A 19,603-nucleotide genomic window follows, 5' to 3' on the forward strand; every position below is an offset into this window, starting at 1 on the left:
ACTTTCAAGGACATCTGGAGCCGAACGCATGAAAACGAACAACACTCCCCGCCGCGCACTGCGCGCCGCGCTGCTGGTTGCCGCACTGGCCACCGCCCCGATGGCGGCCGAGGTGCACGCCGAATGGAACAGCAACCTGATCCTCAACGGCGGCGCCGAAAGCGCGACCGGCGGTGACGGCAGCTACCTCGCCAACTCGCTGCCGGGCTGGGCCGTCAGCGGCGAACTGACCGCCATTTCGTATGAACTGGGCGGCCCCGCCGGCTACCCGACGAGCACCGACCCGGGCCCGGCCGATCGCGGCGCCAACCTGTTCGGCGGTGGCTACGCCGGCCTGTCCAGAGGCACGCAGACCATCAGCCTCGACTTCGCGTCCGGCAGCATCAACGGCGCCGGCGCCTACTTCTCGCTGTCCGGCTGGCTCGGCGGCTACGGCTCGCAGAACGACAACGCCACGCTTTCCGTGACCTATCTCGATGCCGCGAACAACGTCATCGGCACGCACAGCGTCGGCCCGGTTCTGGCCTCCGAACGCGACAACGCGACCGCGATGCTGTACCGGGAATCTGCCGGCTGGGTGCCGATGGGCGCCACGTCGGCCCTGGTCGAGCTGTCGATGTCGCGTACTGGCGGCTCCTCCAACGACGGCTACGCCGACAACCTGGCGCTGAGCCTGGCGCCGGCCAACGTCCAGCTGAGCGCCCCGACGACGGCCGGCATCGGCGCGACCTTCGACGTCACCGTGGCGCTCATGTCGCCGTTCGGCGGCGTCTACGGCGCCGACGAACTGCTCGCCTTCGGTTTCGACCTCGGTTTCGACACGTCGCTGCTCAAGCTCGCGAACGTCAGCGTCGCCGCCCCGTGGGACGACGACAGCGCCTTCTTCGACGACGTGAATGTCGCCGGCTCGGTGTTCGAGAGCATCACGGACCAAGGTCAGGAGTCGCTGCAACTGGCTACCCTCACGTTCGAAGTCCTGGCCGTCGGCGAGGTGTTCATCGACATCCATTCGAACGCGGGCAACCTGAATCACGGCCTGACCTATCTCAATGGCGAAAACGCGAACCTGTTCGGCCGCACCAGCGTGGCGCTGGTGCCCGAACCCGGTACGTGGCTGATGATGGGCGCCGGCCTGCTGATCCTGTTCCTGCGCCGTCGCAACGCCTGATTTCCGATCGACCCCCCGTTGCTCTTTGCCGCCCGCTCACGCGGGCGGCTTCATTTTTATCCGCTTCCCGAACGAAGCAGCCAACCTGTCCCTGTCGCGCCGTGATCGAACCCCTGTCCGTCCTCCTGTCCATGCTGTCGCGGTACGCACGCTTCCTGCTCGTGCTGCTGTGCGCCCCCACCGCCGCGCTGGCCCACATCAGCGGCTTCACGGACACCTCCATCCAGATCACCGCCACCGGCATCCGCATTCTCTACACGCTGCCCTCAGACAGCCTGCTCGAACTGAACGCCGTGCCCGGACAGGGCGAGGTCGCGCCGCCGCCGGACTACCTCGCCGTCGTGCGCGACGGCTGGTCGATCCGCGCCGCCGGTGAACGCTGCCTGATCACCCATGCACGCGCCCGCGCACTGGACAATCTGCCGTCCTATCAGTATCAGCTTACGTACGCCTGCCCCCACGGCGTGGACGAGCTGTCCATCGGCTACGGCCTGTTCTTCGAACGCTGGGCCGACCACGAGAACTTCGTCCGCGTGTTCATGGCCGGCCAGCGCCAGCGCATGCGCTTCACCGTCGAGAACCGGACGCTGTCCATACCGGTTGCAACGCTGCTCGCGCAGTGGGGCAAGCCGCTGGCGAACGGCTTCTTCGACGCCGACCCCAACCGCGGACTCAAGGACGCGCTCGCCGGCGGCGAGGACACCCTGCCCAGGGTGGTCGAACCCGCCGCCAGCCTGGGCGGCATCACGCTGGAACAGCTCGACCCGGGCTTCATCACGCTCGGACTCAAGCACATCTTCCTCGGGCTCGACCACGTCCTGTTCGTCGTCGGCCTCGTGCTGGTCACGCATTCGTGGCGCCGCCTGCTACTGCTCGTCACGTCGTTCACGCTGGCGCATTCGGTCACGCTGGGTCTGTCCACGCTGGGCCTGGTGGACTTTCCGTCCAGCCTCACCGAGCCGCTGATCGCGCTGACCATTCTCTACATCGGCCTCGAAAACCTGTGGGTGCTGCGCCGGAAACAGCTGCTGCGCTTTCGCGAAGACGGCGCCGGCCCGGCGCTGCGCCGTGCCGCCCTGGTGTTCGCCTTCGGCCTGATCCACGGCGTGGGCTTCAGCTATGTGCTGCGCGAAATGGGTCTGCGCGAAGACCTGCTCGGTTCGCTGCTCTACTTCAACGTGGGCGTCGAAGCCGGCCAGCTGGCCATCATCGCCGCCACGCTGCCGCTCGTGCTGCTGTGGCGCCGGCTGTCCTGGGGCGGACTGCTGTCCGCACTGGCATCGCTGGCGGTCGCCGGCACCGGCGCCGTGATGTTCGTTAACCGTATCTGACAATCGAACCCATCGAGGATTGCCAATGCCCGCCTGGCCCTTGCGACTGCTGCTGACTGCTCTCACCCTCATCGCCGGTAGCGCCAGCGCGGCCGAACCGGCGTCGCGCGCCGCCATGCTGGAAGCACGTGGTGACGTGGTCTATGACCGCAAGACCGATCTGACCTGGCAGCGCTGCAGCCACGGCCAGCGCTGGGACGGAAAAGAACGCTGCATCGGTGAAGTCCTGCGCCTGACCTTCGACGAGGCGAAGGCGCTGGAAGCCGACGGCTGGCGCGTGCCCACGCTGGACGAGCTGACATCCATCGTCGTGAAGGGGCGCAAGCCCACGATAGACAGCGCCATGTTTCCTGACACGCCGCCCGCCTACTTCTGGGCCACCGGAGACCGCGACACCTCGCTGTCCTGGTACGTCTATTTCGAGAACGGCATCGCCAACCACTACTTCCCGCCCCGCACCAACCGGGACAGCGTGCGGCTGGTGCGCAGCGGTCGCTGGCCGGCGGCGCGCAAGCAATGAACACTGTCGGCCACTGGCGCAGCGTGGTCGCGTTCTGCATCGTGGCCGCCAGCCAGCCTTCAGCCGGCCAGCCCGGCCAGCCCGGCGCGCCGGACAGCGGCGCCCGCTTCATCGCGCAGGCGGACATCGTCGTCGACCGCCTGACCGGCCTGAGTTGGCAGCGCTGCAGCCTCGGCCAGCGCTGGGATGCCGATCTCGGCTGCGTGGGCATTGCGAAGAAGGTGTGGTTCGCCGAAGCGCGGCAGCTCGAATCTGGCGCCTGGCGCCTGCCCTTACTCGCCGAATTGCGAACGCTTTACGGGGCCGACCTCGTGTCCATCAGCGACACCACGGCCTTTCCCGACGCACCGGACACCGGCTACTGGGCACTGGGCGATCGTGAGGAGGCCGCGGTGTGGGGCGTGTCCTGCGACGAAAGCCGCGCAGACAGTTGCTATCGCGGGGACGCGCGCGCCGTCAGACTGATCGTGCGCAGGCCGGAAGGCGGGCTGCCGCAAAAGTGATTCGACGGGTGTGTTCCCCCGAAATTCCGGTGCGTAGTGCGTCCGGATACTCCCGCGATGCATCGTAATCACGGCATCCATGAACTGCGCTGTGGTGAGGGCGATGGCACGTCGACCGCGCATTGCGCGCTTCTTGCTTCGATGTCGACATCCGACACTCTCCGGCATCGTCCCATGAAGTTCTACATGACCCCCGGCTCGTGCACGACCGGCATCCACATCCTGCTCGAGACGCTGGAGCTGCCTTTCGAGGCCTGGATCGTCAGCATTCCCGCCGGCGACCATCTCGCGCCGGACTATGTCGCCATCAATCCGAAATCCACGATTCCGACACTGGTGCGCGACGATGGCAGCGCGCTGACCGAGTTCCAGTCCATCGCCTGGTGGCTTGCGCGCACCCACCCGAAGTCGAAGTTGCTGCCCACCGACGCGGAAGGCGAAACCCGTGTGCTCGAAGTGATGGACTACGTCGTCGCCACGCTGCACGGTCAGGGCTTCGCGCGCATCTTCGCCCCCGACAAGTTCGCCACCGACCCCGCGCAGCACGAGGCAGTGCAGGCGCGCGGGCGGGAAATCGTCGACCAGGCGTTCGCCATCGTCGACGCGCAACTGCCGCGCCTGCGCGAACTGGCGGGCGACTTCTGCATCGCCGATGCCGCGCTGTTCTACGTCGAGTTCTGGGCCGGCCACTGCGGCATCGATCTGCCGCCGAACTGCCGGGCGCACTACGAACGCATGCGTGCCCGGCCGGTCGTAGCCAGCGTGCTGCGCGAAGAGGGGTATCGCTGAGACCACCGCAGGAAACATCAGACGCAGCGCGTGCGGTTAGACGCCCTCGCAAAAGCGTGGTGCTGCAAGAAATGAGCAAGATGTCGTGATTCGCAAGACACCTCAGCGCTTGCGCACCCCGCTGCGAGGTGTCGCTCCGTCAGGCAGTGCCGCGCGGGCGCCTGCACATCACCACCACCAGACCGGCCAGCATCAGCGACAGCGTTGTCGGCTCGGGCACCGCCGCTGCCACCCAGGTCAGCGGCACCGGGCTGATCACGGTTACGCCCGCCGGAAGATCAAGAAAGAGCTGCAGGCCATTGCCGCCGAAGTAGCCGTCGGTTTCGGCGAACCAGCTCATGGTGTCGCTGTTCCCGGCGCTGGACCATTGCTGCAGCAGCGCCTGTACCTGGAATGACTGGCCCACGCCCACGGTGAAGGCCGGTGCGCTCAACGTGGCGCTCAGGGCCAGACCGAAGGGATCGATCGCGGGCACCACGACAAAACCTCCGGTCTCGATCTCGTTCACGTTGATGATCGGCGGCCGCCCGCCGTCGCGATCGAAATGCTGATAGTCCAGCCGTGCGGCGCCGCCGCCGACGCCCGGTAACTGGCCGCCCAGCACGCCGATGACGGTGTTCCCGGCGTTGCCTCCCGGCCCGACACCCGCGATGCGCAACATGCTGACGTCGAGATTCGCGCGCAGGTCGCCGGCCGCCAGCACCAGCGGAGCGGTGCCGGTGTTTTCGAAACTGACGGTGATGCCGGCGTACGAGGCGACCGTGCCTTCGGGGTAGTTGAACGAGCTGGAGTAGGCCTGCATGCGGCCATCGGCCAGCGCGCTGCGCCCGCGCGTCGTGGCATCCGTGGCGATGCCGTGGTCCCGCTCGACAAACAGCGGGTCAGGGTCTGTTCCGGCGGGCGCAGATCCCTGCCACTGCACGAATACATTGCTGAGGGTTACGGTCAGCTGCGCCTGGGCCATTGCAGCGGGCACCGCGACGGTCAGCAGCAAACCGGCCAGGCTTCTGAAAATCCATCGTGTCGACATGATTGCCTCCATCATGTGATTATCGGTGCTGAACTGTTAATTTGTGTCAAGCATCAGGCGTGCCTTTCGACTGAAGAGTTTTATTTTCAATGGCTTGCGAAAAGACAGTTGCGCGAAGCCGTCTGCATGTAAAAAATTTCGACGACGGTGAGTGACGGCGCGCGGCGAGCCGTTTCCGACCGGGCACGCCGTCCTGAAGGCCGACGCCCGCGCGTCAGAACTTGCCGTTGCCGTTCTTCCACTCGGTGCGCGGCGGAATGGTTTCCAGCGTGTCCCAGTGTTCGGCGATCCTGCCGTTCTCCACCCGGAAGAGGTCGTAGTACGCGGTCGGCTTGCCGGCAAACTCGCCTTCGCTGACCGTCAGCACGAAGTTGCCTTCGCCCAGCACCTTGTGGACCGTGTGGTACTTCAAGGTGATGCCCGCCCTGGCCAGGCCTTCGAGCGCCGTGCCGAGCCCACTCAGGCCGTCGGCGATCTGCGGATTGTGCTGGCGGTAGTGGTCACCGTCGAAGTAGGCGGCCAGGCGATCAAGGCGGCCGTTGACCAGCACGTCGTCGACGAAGGCCGCCACCAGTTTCTTGTTGGCGTCGGTCCGGTCGAGGTCGATGATCGCGGTCGGACCGTCGATCATCGTGCGCCCGCTCAGGTTGGGCGCGGCAGGCGTCGGCTGCAGGTTGTCCCAGTGCTCGACGATGCGGCCATTCTCGAAGCGGAAAATGTCGAAACCGATCTTCGGGCCGAAGAAGTTGTAGTCGGTGTGGGTGAACACGTAGTCGCCGTCCTCGAAGACACGCACCGTGTTCACCCGGGCGGACCCTGCGGGCAGCGCGGCAAGTGCGGCGCCGAATCCGGCGAGGCCGTCGGCCACGGCGAGGTTGTGCTGCACGTAATGGTCCGGATTGATGACGGCAACCGGCGCTGATTCACCGGTTTCGATTGCCTTGAGCAGGGCGACAACTTGAGTCTTGCGGTCGGTGGTCATGGTGACTTTCTCCTTCGAAGTGTGTGAGCCGGCACAGCCGGTCAGGACGATCGCTGCGGCGACCGCGGCGGTGGCATGGGCAAGGCGGGGGCTTTTCATTGGCGTAGATGCTGGGTTGTCATCGAACACGCAGTCTGTCCGGATGCCTGCGAAACGCCGAGGTTGCGATCCGGCAAGTTATGGTCAAAATCGCGCATCGGAAAAATTCTGGATGCACGCATGAACACGACGGCGCAGGTCCGCGATACCCATTTCGATAACGCCCGCCTGTCGGAAATCGGCGTTGAGGTGCTCAGCCTCGACGACCTGCGCAGCCGGGTGACGGCCGATCGGCTGGCCGAAGCGGAGCGCGTCGACTTCCTGATCGTTCTGCTGATCAGCGAGGGGACCTGCGAACACCTGATCGACTTCCAGCCGGTGCGACTGGCGCCGGGCGCCGTGGTGGTCGTGCGCCCCGGTCAGGTGCAGCAGTGGCGCCTGCATCCGGATGTGCACGGCCTGCTGCTGCTGGTGGACACCCGGCTGGCGCAACTGGCCGCCAGCGCGCTGGCCGACCCGGCCTTCCAGTTGCTGCAGATCGACGAGTGGCCGGCTGCGTTCGTGTTGTCCGCCGAGGATCAGCGCGACGGCGAAGCGCTCACGCGCGTGCTCGAACGCCAGCTCGACCGGGATCGCGTCGATGACGTCAGTGCGCGGCTGGCGCGCGAATTGTTCCTGAGCCTGATGGTGTTGCTGAGCCGTGCCGCACGCATCGCCGCGCCTGCGCGCACCGCGCAGGAACGCCTGTTCCAGCGCTTGCAGCGTGATCTGGATGCTTCGGTCAGCACCCGGCCGACGGTGGAAGCGATCGCCCGGCGACTGCGGGTGTCGCCCAGCACGCTGTCGCGCGTCTGCCTCGAGCGCGTCGGCGTGTCGGCGAAGGCATTCATCGATCGCCGCACGGCGCTCGAGGCGCAACGCTTGCTGGTGCATACCGGTGCGACGACGACGGCCATCGGTGAGGCGCTGGGCTTTTCCGAGCCCACCAATTTCCTCAAGTTCTTCAAGCGCGTCGTGGGCATGACACCGGATGCGTTTCGAAGACGCTACGGTCCGGCCGCCTGAACACGGTCGCGCCGGTCAGCGCGACGTCCCGGGCTCGCAGGGCGCCTCCGGTGTCGCGTGCGCACGGGCCGGTTGATCATCAGGACGGCGGTCAGGATGGGCGGTGCCGGCGGCCGACGCCCGGCGCGACCGGGGCCGGATTCCGTGCGGCGTCACGCCGTGTTCGCGCCGCAGCAGCTTGCGCAGCATCGACGCATCCGCATAACCCACTTGTGCCGCCACCGACTCGATCGACGCGCGGCCGGTTTCGAGTAGCTGCGTCGCGCGCTCGACGCGCAGTTTCTGCACGTACTGGATCGGCGACATGCCGACCGCGGATGCGAAGTGCCGGCTCAGCGTGCGCGGCGTCATGTGCAGCGCATCGGCCAGCAGGGCGAGCGTGACCGGTTCGGTGAGGTGCGTCTGCAGCCAGCGGTCGGCGCGCTGCAGCGTCGGGGTCTGGCAGACCAGATGCGAGGCGATCGCGTATTGGCTCTGCGACACGCGGTGATCGAGCATCAGGAAGCGCGCGCAACGGCGCGCCAGTTCGTCGGAACCGTGGCGGGCCACCAGTGCGAGCATCAGGTCGGCCTGGGCCAGCGCGGCGCCGGCCGTGCTGATGGCGCCGTCACGCACCACCATGCGCGCCATGTCGAGATCGACGCGCGGAAAGCGCTCGCGGAACCACGGCGCCAGCCACCAGCTCGTCGTGGCGACGCGGCCGTCGAGCAGGCCGGCCTGCGCCAGCGCAAAGGTGCTGACGCAGGACGCCGCCACTTCGGTGCCGGCGCCGAGCCAGCCGCCCGCCCGGTCCATCGCCTTCACGACTTCGCGCGTCGCCAGCCAGCCTTCAAGCTCGCTGCGCGAAGCGCGATTGGCGCCCGGCAGCAACAGCAGCTCGGGCGGCGGCAGATCGGCCATGCGCTCGAGCGGCCCGACTTCGAGCCCCGACCCGCTGCGCTCGCGCCGCCGTCCGGTGCCGGCCAGCGTGATGTCGAACAGGGGTGGCCGGTCCGCCAGCACGCACAGGCGATTGGCGGTGTTCATCACGTCGAGCGTGATACCCAGACTGATGTCCAGTACGCCGGGCAGGATCAGTACGGCTGTTTTCATGATGTCCATATTAGCTCGTTAGATGTCGATATGGACACTCGATGGCGAAGCCGCACGGCCTCAGCATGGAGGCCTGATCCACCGCCTGCCCATGACTTCAAGGAGCCACATCCATGTCGCCCTCACTGCTGGCTGCGCTGCTGTACGCCGCCCTGACCCTGCTGCTCTTGATGATGATCGCGGCACTGCGCGCCACCCTGGTCATCACGCGCCAGCGCTCGGCCGACGCCTTCTCCCCGGCCGGCGATGACGTGTCGCCGTTCTCCGGCCGGCTGTGCCGGGCGCACGCGAACTGCTGCGAAAACCTGCCGGTATTCGGCGTGCTGGTCGTCACCGCAGCGCTGAGCGGCCACGCCGACATCACCGACCCGACGGCGCTGTGGGTCTTCGCCGCACGGGTCGGCCAGACGGTGACGCACCTGGGCTCGGGCCGTCGGCGGGTGATCCGCCTGCGCTTCCTGTTCATGCTGGTCCAGATCGCGCTGCTGACGACCTGGGCCGTGCGCCTGCTGTGGGGGGCCGTGCAATGACGACCGGAGAGAATCCAATGACCAGTCACGACGAACGCGATCCGCGCCTTGATACGCGGCGGACCACTGGTGGGCTGGACTACCTGCACGACAGCGCAGGTGCGCCGGTCAATTACATGTACCCGCCGCCCGACGGCGAACCGTGGGAGAACTGCAGCTACCGCACGCACCGGGTCGACATCGCCGACGCCCGCCCGGCTGCGCAGGGCTTCCTGCTAGACCGTCACGGCTTCGAACTGTGCGACGCCCCGACCGGTCTCGCCGCCTTCGACGACGACGAACGCATCCGCGCCCGCTACTACCCGGAAGTCGAGGCCATCGCCTGCGACGCCACCGGCGCGAGGCGTGTGCTGTGCTTCGACCATCAGGTGCGCCGGCGCCACCGGGGCGAACAGCACCTCACCTTCGGCCGGCAGCATGCGCAGGCTTCGGCCGTCGGACGCGTGCACAACGACTACTCCGAGGCGAGCGGTCTGGCGCGGCTCGGCCTCGTGCTGCGCGATGACGCGGCAAGAGCACGCATCCGTCGCTACGCGGTGGTGAATGTGTGGCGGCCGCTGATCGAGCCGGTCGTCGATGCACCGCTGGCGATGTGCGATGCGCGGTCTGTGATGGCGCAGGATCTGGTGGCGGCGCACATCCGCTATCCGGAACGCAGCGGTGAAATCTATCTGCTGAAGCATGCGCCGCAGCATCGCTGGCATTACTTTCCAGACATGGCAAAGCATGAAGTGCTGGTGTTCAAGCAATACGACTCGCAGGCGAGCGGCGTGTCACGATTCACCCCGCACGCTGCCTTCCTTGATCCGGCGGCACCTGTTGATGCGCCGCTGCGCGCCAGCATCGAGGCGCGCTGCCTCGTACTTTTCGACTGAAAGGTCCGTCATGAACGATCCGCTTGTCGAATACTGGTTCGACTTCGCCAGCCCCTACAGCTACCTCAGCACGCTGCGCATCGAGGCACTGGCCCGCGAGCGCGGCGTGCATGTGGCGTGGCGCCCGCTGCTGCTCGGCCCGATCTTCCGCTCCGCTGGCTGGGAAAGTTCGCCCTTCCTGCAGCAGCCGGTCAAGTTCGCCTGGATGTGGACCGACCTCGAGCGCCAGTGCGCGCGCCACGGGCTGCCCTGGCGCAAGCCTTCGCAATTCCCGCGCAATAGCCTCTTGCCGGCGCGCATTGCGCTCGCCAACGAGGATGCGCCGTGGATCGCGACCTTCTGCACCCGCGTGTTCGAACTGAATTTCGTGCATGACGCGGAAATGAATGAGGTCGCAGCGATGCTGGGCATTCTGGACGCGCTCGGTCTTCCTGCCGACGATTTGATCGCGCGGTCGCAGTCGCCCGACGCGAAGCAGGCACTGCGCGAACAGACCGAACGCGCGGCGCAACGCGGCCTGTTCGGCGCGCCGAGCTTTTTCGTCGGCGACGACCTGTACTGGGGCAACGAACAACTGGAGGACGCACTCGATGCAGCCGCCTGCCGCACCTGACGATCGCAGCACGCTGGCCGGTTTTACGCCGCGGGTGCTGCGCGGGCCGTTCTTCGGCGGCCGCACGGTGTTCACCGCCGACGCGGCGCGCGCGGATCACTTCATGGCCCGCATCACCGCCGACGACTGCAACCTGCTGGGCATTACGCACGGAGGCGCCATCGCCACGCTGGCCGACGTTTTCATCGTCGGCTTCATCGCCGCGCAGATGCCGGCGGATACCCGGATGGTGACGGCCAGCCTGTCCATCGACTACCTCGGCCCGAGCACGGCAGATGACTGGCTGATCGGCCGCATTCATGCGCACCGCATCGGCCGTCGGCAGTGCGTCGCCTCCGGCGAATTTCGCGTCGGCAACCGGACGATTGCACTGATCAGGGCGACCTGCGCCATCCTTCAGGATCCCGGTCGTCGGGACCCGGTTTCTTCCGATTCCTGAATCACGCCTCGTCACCCCCATCGCGAGACTCGACCATGCCGGAACACACCCGCCCGATCGCCCTTGTTGCCGCAGACGCAGCGCCCCGAACCCGGCCATCGCTCTATCCGGAACCGTTCGCGTCGCGCATGCGGGGTCGCACGAAACGTGCGCTGGGCGACCTGTTCGGCCTGCACAACTTCGGCGTGAATCTGACGCGGCTCGAGCCGGGCGCCGTGTCGGCGCTGCGCCATGCGCACAGCCGGCAGGACGAATTCATCTACGTGCTCGAAGGGCAGCCCGCGCTGCACACCGACGAAGGGCTGACGCGCCTGGCACCCGGCATGTGCGCCGGTTTCCCGGCCGGCAGCGGCAACGCCCACTGCCTGATCAACGACACGGCCGCGGCGGTGGTCTATCTGGAAATCGGCGACCGGAGCGGCGGTGACCAGGCAAGCTACCCGGACGATGACCTGCAGGCCGACCTGATCGACGGTCAGTGGGCATTCAGCCGCAAGGATGGCAGCGCGTACTGAGGCGGCGGTCAGCCCGAGCAGAGCGATCTTACGGCGCGTGGCGCGCGAACTTCCGCCATGCGGCCTGCGCCTCGGCCTGTGTTGGGCATCGCTGCGCGCACCCCCACCTACGTGCCGGGGCCGGGTTTGCCACCTCGCTTCATTCGTAGGTTGGGGTGAGCGCAGCGATGCCCAACGCGCTCCCCAACCATCGGCAAGTGATCCTCAAGATCGTGAGCCCGGCGGTCGTTAGCCCTGACTTCACGCCATGTTCCGGCGCAAGGAGTTCTCCGATGGACGTATCCGCCATTGCCCGTACCGCCACGGCGCTTTCGCAGGCAAGGGTGGCCGACGCCGCCGGCACGCTGGTGCTGAAGAAGGCGCTGGACATCCAGGCCGCCAGTGCGCTGCAACTGCTGCAGGCCCTCCCCACACCTTTGCCGGCCGGATCGTCCGGCACGCATCTGATCGACACCTACGCCTGAGCGCTTCGCTCGCGTCGTGCGCCGACCCGGCGGTTGCGGTCGAACGAAGCGGACGGCGGTACTTGTTGGTACGCTTCCGCTTCGAACCGGAGCGGGCTCGCGCGTCCTGCATGCGCCCGCTTCCGCACTGCGATGGCAAGGCGAGGTGAGCCCATGAAGTCATGCTGGATGTCTGTTGCCGCCATCGGCCTGCTGGCCGGCGCGCCGGCTCATGCGATCGACGCGAAGTACGCGCGGCAGCTCGAACGTTCCGGCTGCACCCAGATGTCGGAACTGCAAGGCTGCGACATCACGAAAACGCGCGCTGAAAACGCCGCCGCCGGTTTCGTGACCGCGGCGCCCGCGGGCGCCGGTCCCGCCACGCCCTATGCCGGGCAATGGATCGCCCGGGCCGCGGATGGCTCGACCTTCGCCACGCTGCGCATCGACCGTCGCGAACGGGTGTGGGTGAATGGCAAGCGGGTGAAGGCGAAGCGCAGCGACGGCGCACTCGTGTTCCGCGATGGCCCCGTCCTGTTCACCATCCAGGGCGATCGCCGCCTCACCGGCGAAGACACGTGGGCCGACTTCGACGCCGGCACGAAGGGCGTGATCGTCGCCGAATGAAGGGCGACGCATTGCGCGGTCATTTCGTGCGGTCTTTTCCTGGGCTCACCCGGCTGTCGGAAACTCGACCTGGACTGGGTTAGGAACCGCGATCCGGGCTGACGAGGCGCGATTGACGTGCTTCGGTGCGCGGCGCGTTTGCATCAGGTCACTGATCGAATCCATCGCACGAGATCTGCGGCACTCATCGCACCGGATCTGCGCGCGACCTCCTGGCCGCCACGCAACAGCACCAGCGTGGGAATGCTGCGGACCTGGAACTGCGCGGCCGTGTCTCGCGCCACTTCGGTGTCGACCTTGGCAAAGCGCACGCGGGGCAGTTGCGCGGCCGCCGCCGCGTACTGCGGCGCCATGACCTTGCACGGGCCGCACCAGTCGGCCCAGAAATCCACCACGACCGGCAACTCCGTCGTCTGCACGTAGCGAGTGAAGGTCTGGTCGTTCAGCGCGAACGGTTCGGCCGCCAGCAGCGGCTGCTTGCAGCGCGCGCACACCGGTTGGTCGTCGAGGCGCTCGTCCGCGACGCGGTTGGTCGTGCTGCAGTGCGGACACACGATGAGCATGGTTCGATTCCTTCAAGGACAGAGGGCGCACGGGCCGAAGGGCATATCCGTTCCAGCCCGCCCCATGCTGCGATAGATGAGGCGGAATCGAGCGAAAACAACCGCTGTCTGCGCGCCGGAGGCAGCGCGTGCGTCGGAAGCGGACGATCACGTCCGGATTGACATGGCCGAGCGTCGCACCACGATATCGGCGGAGACTCCGGCCGGCACGAAAGTCGACCTGATGGCGCGTTGCGCGGCGAAGGTGTGAGCCGCTGCAATGTTCCGGTGCAGTCGGGCGTACATGCTGTAGAAGCAGATGGATGGCCGTGCCTGCATATATATAGGTGGAATGCGGCGCGACCCCATGGCAAGCAGGTACACGGACCCGAACGGATGGCCAAACGCAGCTGGACCTCGATCTTCACCAGGAGCATGACGCGCAGTCTGGCGACCTTGCAGCGCTCGGCGCTGCGCTCGGCATTGCCGGCCACGCGGCGTGCGCTCAAGGCGGTCACGCCGACGGTCGCGCGCGTCAAGCCGGTCGCACGCGGACGCACCGCCGTCAAGCCGCGCAAGGGCGCCACGGCAGCCGGGCAGTGGCTGCCGGGCGTGGCGATCGGCCCGGCCGGTGCGCGTCGCTACGGGCTGTATCGCCCGGCCGGCATCCGATCCGGCGAACGGGTGCCGCTGCTGGTCATGCTGCACGGCTGCGGACAGGACGCAAAGGGGTTCGCTGCCAGTACGCGCATGAACCGCATCGCGGCGCGCGAGGGCTTTCTGGTGCTGTATCCGGAACAGGAACGGCTGGCCAATGCGCAGGGCTGCTGGAACTGGTTCGACACCCAATCCGGCCGCGCATGGGGAGAAGTGGCGCTGATCATGGCCGCCATCGATCAGGTCTGCACGCTCTATCCGGCCGATCGCGAACGGGTCGCCGTGGCCGGTCTGTCGGCCGGCGCCAGCATGGCGGCGTTGCTGGTCACGCGGCACCCGGCGCGATTCCGTGCGCTGGTGATGCATTCGGGCGTGCCGCCGGGCAGCGCGCATTCGACGCTGAGCGCGCTCGGCGCCATGCGCGGGCGGCGTCCGGCAGGGGCATTGCCGGCTGTGCCGATGACGCCGGCGGTCGATCTGCCACCGCTGCTGGTGATCCACGGCGGACGCGACGCGGTGGTTGCGCCGGGTAATGGCGATTCCGCTGCGCAACTGTGGGCCGAAGCTGCGGGGGCTTCGGCGGTGGCGGCGCGTACCGTGCAGCGCGGCAAGCGGCACCCGATGACAGTGACCGATTACAGGCTGCGTGGCCGCACCGTGGTCACGCAGATCGGCATCGCCGGGCTCGCGCATGCGTGGAGCGGTGGCGCTGCAAGCGAACCGTATGGCGATGTGAAGGGCCCCGATGCGTCGCGCATGGTGTGGGCGTTTGTCGCCCGGCAGTTGAAATCCTGAGGCGGGTCGAAGCGCAACCCGGTGCCGTGCGTGCTTCCCGAACGCGCCCCGTCGGGCGGATGATCCGGTTTGACGCTTCGATCGCTGTCGAAATCGGCAGCCGTCGTTCGTCGACCCGGCATCGGCGTCACGCCTGCACGAGGAGCACATCATGTCATCCGAAAACACCCAGCTTCGGCCGTCCGGCCCGGCACGTCAGGTCACCCTGCTGGTCGCGACCCGCAAGGGCGCGTGGTTCTATCACGGCGACCCGGCGCGCGGCAGCTGGCGCACCGACGGGCCGCACTTCCTCGGTCACGTCATCAGCCATGTGGTGCTCGATCCGCGCGACGGCCGCACGCTGCTGGCTGCCGCGAAAACCGGTCACCTGGGACCGACGATCTTCCGCTCGACCGATTTCGGTGCCAACTGGACCGAAGCGGCACGACCGCCCGCGTTCGCCCGCGTCGAGGGGAGCGCCGGCCGGAGCGTGGACCACACCTTCTGGCTCGCGCCCGGCCCGGCGATCGAACCGGACGTGTGGTACGCCGGCACCTCGCCCCAGGGCCTGTTCCGGTCGGACGACGGCGGCATCAGCTGGACGCCGTTCTCCTGCATCAACGACCATCCGGACTACCTGAAATGGATGGGCACGGCGCAGGACGGCACGCCCGACGGGCCCAAGCTGCATTCCATCATCGTCGATCCGCGCGACCCGGCGCACCTGTATTTCGCGATGTCGGGCGGCGGCGTGCATGAATCGCTCGATGGCGGCCGCAGCTTCGCGCCGCTGATCGACGGCCTCGACGTGGTCGAAGGTTTCGATGCCTCGCAACCCAGCTTCCACGACCCGCACTGCGTGCGCCTGTGCCCGACCAACCCGGACCGGCTGTACCAGCAGAATCACTGCGGCATCTACCGGCTCGACCGGCCGGACACGCGCTGGCGCAAGATCGGCGACACGATGCCGCCCGAGGTCGGCGAGATCGGCTTTCCGATGGTGGTGCACGCGCGCGACGCCGACACCGCCTGGGTGTTTCCGATGGACGGCACCTCGGTGTGGCCGCGCACCAGTCCGGACGGACGGCCCGCCGTGTATGTCACGCGCGATGCCGGTGCGAGCTGGCAACGCCTCGATGCCGGCCTGCCAGGGGCTCAGGCGTGGTGGACGGTGAAGCGCCAGGCCATGACGGCCGACAGCCAGGACACGATCGGCCTGTATTTCGGCACCACCAGCGGCGAGCTGTGGGCCAGTCCCGACGAGGGCGCGCACTGGACCTGCATTGCGCAGCACCTGCCCGACATCTATGCGGTCGAGGTGGCGGAACGGCCCGCGCTGTGACCGCTGCACGGAAAACCGTCCGATGAAGGTGCTGATCCCGAGCGCCCTGCGCGCCTACACTGAAAGCGCTCATGCCGAGGCGTCCGGTGCCACGCTGGCCGACGTGCTCGACGCGCTCGATCGCCAGTACCCCGGCATCCGCTTCCGCATGATCGACGAACAGGGTCGCATCCGCCGTCACATCCGCATCTTCTTCGACGGCGAACAGGTACGCGACCTCGCGCAGCCGCTGCGCGCCGACGGCGAATTGGTCATCGTGCAGGCGCTCAGCGGCGGCTGAACACGACCCCGTCGTTGCACACTGCATAGATACATTGCAGTGCCACGGCGTCGCGACTTGCGCCGTACGCCGGTACGGCGCACCTGCCGGCCTCGTCAATGCCGTGCCCTCGCTGATCGCTTCCATTAATATGCGGGACCGAAAATCCGGGGCGCTTGCCGTTGGCGAGCCATCCGCTCCGCGCCACCACCCGGTCACAGCCGCAGAATGCGCGGCGGCGGCCCGTCATACGCTGTTGCGCGTCGCATGGCGCAAATGGCGCCGGGGCGTGCGAGGCCCCCTCACGAGACTGTCCGATGCCGTCTTCTGATCTTTACGATCGACTGTTTGTCCAGCTGCAGCATGTGTTGCCCAAGCAGGCGCTGACCCGGTTCGCCGAGTTCGTCGCCAACTCCCGCGCGCCATGGACGCGCGGCATCATTCCGTGGTTCATCCGCAAGTACGGCGTGGACATGAGCGAGGCCGCCGATCCGGACCCGACGCATTACGCCTGCTTCAACGATTTTTTCACCCGCGCGCTGCGCGACGGCGTACGTCCGCTGGCCGACGCGCCCTTCGTGAGCCCGGTCGACGGCGCGGTGATCGACTGCGTGACGCTGCGTGACGCCACCATCCTGCAGGTGAAGGGGCACGCCTATTGCGCGCAGGCGCTGGTGGGCGGCGACGCGGCGCTGGCTGCGCCCTTCGAGGGTGGTGATGCGATTTCGATCTACCTGAGCCCGAAGGACTATCACCGCATCCACATGCCGTGCGACGGGCGGCTGCGGCGCATGATCCATGTGCCGGGCACGCTGTATTCGGTGAATCCGGCGACGGTGGCCGGTGTGCCCGGACTGTTCGCGCGCAACGAACGTGTCGTGTGCCTGTTCGATTCGGCGTTCGGACCGTTCGTGCTGACGCTGGTCGGCGCCATGGCGGTCGGCAGCATGCAGACCGTGTGGCACGGCCTGATCAACCCGCCGCGCCCGGGCACGCTGCGTGACTGGCGCTACGACGAGCAGGACATCCGGCTCGCGCGCGGCGAGGAAATGGGTCGCTTCCTGCTCGGCTCGACGGTGGTGATGCTGTTCCCGAAGAACGTGCTGCGCGCACGTGCGGACTGGACGCCCGGGCGCAGCGTGCGCATGGGCGAGGAGATGGCGGAAGCGATGGTGGCAGCGCCGGGGCGCTGACCGGAGCCGTCAAGGCCGCCCGCGTCGGGTGAGGGTCGTGGCGACATCCGCATACTCGACGGTTTGCGGGTCATTCGTGGTCTAAGCCGCATTGTGTCGGTGGGGCTGTACAGCACGATTCGAACGCTTCATGGGCGAAGCACCTGTAGCTACCCGACGACATGTCCGTGACCACGGAGAGCAGCCCGCTGCCGCGGCCGGAGCGGCCGTCGTCGTGGCAGGCATGGCATGACGGACGCGGCATTGGACGACCTGCGTGGAATACAGCATTCTGGCGACCATCGACATGATCCGGAGACGTGCGTGATCGCCCGCCGTATCGCATTGCGCTGCCTGCGCCTGTTCTTTCTGATCTGCGCCGCGACCGGGTCGGCCGGCGCGTTTTCCCGGGGGCCGGATGCGCCGCCTTCGCCGCCCGTTGCGGCTGACCCTCCCGTGTTCGAGGTGTCGCGCGGCGGCAGCGTCGACGTCGAGGAGGGCACGCTGTTCGTGAATCGACGCCGCATCGTGACCTTTCGCGCCACGTTGCTTGACGATGTGCCGGCGGTGCGCGCGCAGCAGGCCGAGGCGACGCTGGAGCGCATGCTGGCGGGCGGGGGGCCGGCGGCGATCACGCTGATCCTTGAAGGCACGACTGCCAGCCTTAAGTTTGATGGCGAACGGGTGTTCCATCTGGTGGCTGACGATGTCGGGCCGTCTTTCGGCCTGTCGTTCGATGCAGCGGCCGAGGAGGTGCGGCGTCGCCTGCAGGCAGCGGTGCTCGAAGTGCGTGAAAAGGGCGATGCGCGACGCATCGGTGAAGGGCTTGCCTGGTCGGCTGGTGCCACGCTGCTCGCCCTGGTGCTGCTGAGGGGGGTGTTCTGGCTGCGTCGCAAACTGGCGGAGCGGCTCGATCGACGTCTCGCGGCATGGCAGCAGGACCGATCGGCCGGCGACCTGCTGGCGACTTATGCCGAGCACGCCCGCCGCGTGCTGAACGCCGTGTCGCGCGGACTGAGCTGGGTGGCAGCCGTGGTCCTGATCGACGCGTGGCTCAGTTTCGTGCTGCACCAGTTCGCCTGGTCCCGTCCGTGGGGCGAGCGCTCGACCGCCTGGCTGCTCGACGTGCTCGCGCAATTCGCATGGGCCATCGCCGGAGCAATCCCCGGACTGGTGATCGCAGTGCTCATTTTCCTGCTGGCGCGCATCAGCTCCAGGGCGCTCGGCGCACTGCTCGAACGGGTCGAGCGCGGCGAAGCGCGCGTGGCGGGGCTGGACATCGATACCGCGGGGCCGACGCGTCGCCTCGGCAATCTGGTGATCTGGCTGTTCGCATTGGCGATGGCGTATCCGTATCTGCCGGGTTCGCACAGCGAAGCGTTCAAGGGGGTGTCGGTGCTGGCCGGCCTGATGCTGTCGCTCGGTGCTTCCAGCATCGTCGGTCAGGTGCTGTCGGGTTTCAGCCTGATGTACTCGCGCTCGCTGCGTCCGGGCGAATACGTGAAGGCCGGCGACACCGAAGGCACGGTGATGAACATCGGTCTGTTCGCCACCCGGATACACACCGGCATGGGCGAGGAGGTGAGCATTCCGAATGCGGTCATGTTCAGCCAGCCGGTGCGCAACTTTTCCCGCCTCGTGACTGACGGCCATTTCGTCGTGCACACGACGGTCACCATCGGCTATGCCACACCCTGGCGACAGGTGCATGCCATGCTGCTCGAAGCGGCGCGGCGCACGCCGGGCGTCGCGCAGACGCCTTCGCCGTATGTGCTGCAGACAGCGCTGTCCGACTTCTATGTCGAGTACAGGATGTGCGCGCAGATCGACAAGAGCGCGCCGGCGCGGCGCGCCGAAGCGCTGAACCAGCTACACGGCAACATCCAGGACGTGTTCAACGAGTACGGCGTACAGATCATGTCGCCGCACTACATGGCCGATACGCCGACGCCGCAGGTGGTGCCGCAGTCCGGATGGTGGCCCAGTCCGGCACAGCCGCCGCACGAACCGGAACGCGTCTGACCGCTTGTCCCCTGCGTTCTGCCCCTCGCGACCGGCAATCGGGAGGCGGATTTCTTCGTCCGCGGCCCGTTCGCGGCAATCGACCATCTCCAACTCGTGATCGCACTCGACAGCTTCGTGCCCCTCGTCATCTCGATGCTGTCGGTGGGTGGTGTGCCGGACTGCCGCGTCGACGCAGCGCACGCATTGCCGCATGCGGCGGGCGCTCGCTTCTGCAGGGTCGCTTTGCGCGGGCGCCGGCTGACCCGCGGTGCACAGTGACGGCGTGGTCACT

The 19,603-nt window shown here is 67.4% G+C and carries 22 protein-coding genes; 18 read left to right on the forward strand and 4 right to left on the reverse strand.

Translation table 11 applies throughout. The features are described from left to right. The first annotated feature begins 28 nt into the window (after window positions 1-28). The 5 genes from NMQ14_RS14685 to NMQ14_RS14705 all read left to right on the forward strand — a co-directional run bounded on the left by NMQ14_RS14685 (window position 29) and on the right by NMQ14_RS14705 (window position 4,311). On the forward strand, window positions 29-1,168 hold the full coding sequence (locus tag NMQ14_RS14685) for a PEP-CTERM sorting domain-containing protein (RefSeq protein WP_257097318.1): 1,140 nt from the start codon (window positions 29-31) through the stop codon (window positions 1,166-1,168). A gap of 101 nt (window positions 1,169-1,269) precedes the next feature. Continuing rightward, the gene (locus NMQ14_RS19850) at window positions 1,270-2,499 is read left to right on the forward strand and encodes a HupE/UreJ family protein (RefSeq protein WP_257097319.1); all 1,230 of its coding nucleotides are present in this window, start codon (window positions 1,270-1,272) and stop codon (window positions 2,497-2,499) included. Window positions 2,500-2,524: 25 nt separating this feature from the next. Beyond that, window positions 2,525-3,019 (forward strand): DUF1566 domain-containing protein, encoded by a 495-nt coding sequence (locus tag NMQ14_RS14695; RefSeq protein ID WP_257097320.1) that lies wholly within the window; start codon window positions 2,525-2,527, stop codon window positions 3,017-3,019. After that, window positions 3,016-3,522, forward strand: coding sequence for a DUF1566 domain-containing protein (locus tag NMQ14_RS14700; RefSeq protein WP_257097321.1), 507 nt, complete (start codon window positions 3,016-3,018; stop codon window positions 3,520-3,522). Before NMQ14_RS14695 ends, NMQ14_RS14700 begins: the two co-directional genes overlap by 4 nt. Before the next feature lie 174 nt (window positions 3,523-3,696). Then, window positions 3,697-4,311, forward strand: coding sequence for a glutathione S-transferase family protein (locus NMQ14_RS14705; protein WP_257097323.1), 615 nt, complete (start codon window positions 3,697-3,699; stop codon window positions 4,309-4,311). Window positions 4,312-4,450: 139 nt separating this feature from the next. Here NMQ14_RS14705 and NMQ14_RS14710 read toward each other — a convergent pair whose 3' ends face one another. Next, complete coding sequence (locus NMQ14_RS14710) at window positions 4,451-5,341, reverse strand: PEP-CTERM sorting domain-containing protein (protein WP_257097326.1); 891 nt, start codon at window positions 5,339-5,341, stop codon at window positions 4,451-4,453. 214 nt (window positions 5,342-5,555) lie between these two features. Continuing rightward, the gene (locus tag NMQ14_RS14715) at window positions 5,556-6,323 is read right to left on the reverse strand and encodes a nuclear transport factor 2 family protein (protein WP_257097327.1); all 768 of its coding nucleotides are present in this window, start codon (window positions 6,321-6,323) and stop codon (window positions 5,556-5,558) included. 219 nt (window positions 6,324-6,542) lie between these two features. Here NMQ14_RS14715 and NMQ14_RS14720 point away from each other — a divergent pair, with 219 nt between their 5' ends. Beyond that, window positions 6,543-7,427 (forward strand): helix-turn-helix domain-containing protein, encoded by an 885-nt coding sequence (locus tag NMQ14_RS14720; RefSeq protein WP_257097329.1) that lies wholly within the window; start codon window positions 6,543-6,545, stop codon window positions 7,425-7,427. 15 nt (window positions 7,428-7,442) lie between these two features. Here the strand turns inward: NMQ14_RS14720 and NMQ14_RS14725 are convergent, their stop codons facing one another. Further along, complete coding sequence (locus NMQ14_RS14725; RefSeq protein WP_257097331.1) at window positions 7,443-8,519, reverse strand: GlxA family transcriptional regulator; 1,077 nt, start codon at window positions 8,517-8,519, stop codon at window positions 7,443-7,445. Window positions 8,520-8,632: 113 nt separating this feature from the next. Between NMQ14_RS14725 and NMQ14_RS14730 the strand changes: the two genes are divergently transcribed. The 7 genes from NMQ14_RS14730 to NMQ14_RS14760 all read left to right on the forward strand — a co-directional run bounded on the left by NMQ14_RS14730 (window position 8,633) and on the right by NMQ14_RS14760 (window position 12,561). Beyond that, complete coding sequence (locus tag NMQ14_RS14730) at window positions 8,633-9,049, forward strand: MAPEG family protein (RefSeq protein ID WP_257097332.1); 417 nt, start codon at window positions 8,633-8,635, stop codon at window positions 9,047-9,049. Between the two features lie 17 nt (window positions 9,050-9,066). After that, window positions 9,067-9,924: a CmcJ/NvfI family oxidoreductase gene (locus NMQ14_RS14735; protein ID WP_257097333.1), complete on the forward strand. Its 858-nt coding sequence runs from the start codon at window positions 9,067-9,069 to the stop codon at window positions 9,922-9,924. A 10-nt stretch (window positions 9,925-9,934) separates the two neighbouring features. Then, window positions 9,935-10,537: a 2-hydroxychromene-2-carboxylate isomerase gene (locus tag NMQ14_RS14740; protein WP_257097334.1), complete on the forward strand. Its 603-nt coding sequence runs from the start codon at window positions 9,935-9,937 to the stop codon at window positions 10,535-10,537. Further along, the gene (locus NMQ14_RS14745) at window positions 10,515-10,976 is read left to right on the forward strand and encodes a PaaI family thioesterase (RefSeq protein ID WP_257097335.1); all 462 of its coding nucleotides are present in this window, start codon (window positions 10,515-10,517) and stop codon (window positions 10,974-10,976) included. The genes NMQ14_RS14740 and NMQ14_RS14745 overlap by 23 nt, the downstream gene beginning before the upstream one ends. A 35-nt stretch (window positions 10,977-11,011) precedes the next feature. Beyond that, a complete protein-coding gene (locus tag NMQ14_RS14750) occupies window positions 11,012-11,491 on the forward strand; it encodes a cupin domain-containing protein (RefSeq protein WP_257097336.1) in 480 nt (159 codons plus the stop codon). A 272-nt stretch (window positions 11,492-11,763) separates the two neighbouring features. Beyond that, entirely contained in the window at window positions 11,764-11,955 is a 192-nt protein-coding gene (locus tag NMQ14_RS14755) for a YjfB family protein (protein WP_257097337.1), read from the forward strand. A gap of 153 nt (window positions 11,956-12,108) precedes the next feature. Next, window positions 12,109-12,561 carry a hypothetical protein gene (locus NMQ14_RS14760; protein WP_257097338.1) on the forward strand — a complete coding sequence of 151 codons (453 nt, stop codon included), beginning with the start codon at window positions 12,109-12,111 and terminating at the stop codon, window positions 12,559-12,561. Window positions 12,562-12,704: 143 nt separating this feature from the next. Here the strand turns inward: NMQ14_RS14760 and trxC are convergent, their stop codons facing one another. Beyond that, on the reverse strand, window positions 12,705-13,124 hold the full coding sequence (gene trxC, locus NMQ14_RS14765; protein WP_257097340.1) for a thioredoxin TrxC: 420 nt from the start codon (window positions 13,122-13,124) through the stop codon (window positions 12,705-12,707). A gap of 375 nt (window positions 13,125-13,499) precedes the next feature. Here trxC and NMQ14_RS14770 point away from each other — a divergent pair, with 375 nt between their 5' ends. The 5 genes from NMQ14_RS14770 (at window position 13,500) to NMQ14_RS14790 (ending at window position 19,329) form a co-directional block, all read left to right on the forward strand. Then, window positions 13,500-14,555, forward strand: a complete 1,056-nt coding sequence (locus NMQ14_RS14770; RefSeq protein WP_257097341.1) for a PHB depolymerase family esterase — start codon at window positions 13,500-13,502, stop codon at window positions 14,553-14,555. Window positions 14,556-14,706: 151 nt separating this feature from the next. Then, window positions 14,707-15,876 carry a glycosyl hydrolase gene (locus NMQ14_RS14775; RefSeq protein WP_257097343.1) on the forward strand — a complete coding sequence of 390 codons (1,170 nt, stop codon included), beginning with the start codon at window positions 14,707-14,709 and terminating at the stop codon, window positions 15,874-15,876. A gap of 22 nt (window positions 15,877-15,898) precedes the next feature. After that, complete coding sequence (locus tag NMQ14_RS14780) at window positions 15,899-16,156, forward strand: MoaD/ThiS family protein (protein ID WP_257097344.1); 258 nt, start codon at window positions 15,899-15,901, stop codon at window positions 16,154-16,156. A 296-nt stretch (window positions 16,157-16,452) separates the two neighbouring features. Further along, window positions 16,453-17,328, forward strand: coding sequence for an archaetidylserine decarboxylase (gene asd, locus NMQ14_RS14785; RefSeq protein ID WP_257097345.1), 876 nt, complete (start codon window positions 16,453-16,455; stop codon window positions 17,326-17,328). 303 nt (window positions 17,329-17,631) lie between these two features. After that, window positions 17,632-19,329, forward strand: coding sequence for a mechanosensitive ion channel family protein (locus tag NMQ14_RS14790; protein WP_257097346.1), 1,698 nt, complete (start codon window positions 17,632-17,634; stop codon window positions 19,327-19,329). Window positions 19,330-19,603 lie beyond the last annotated feature (274 nt).

The sequence above is a fragment of the Methyloversatilis sp. XJ19-13 genome (assembly GCF_024580155.1).
Classification (GTDB): Bacteria; Pseudomonadota; Gammaproteobacteria; order Burkholderiales; family Rhodocyclaceae; genus Methyloversatilis.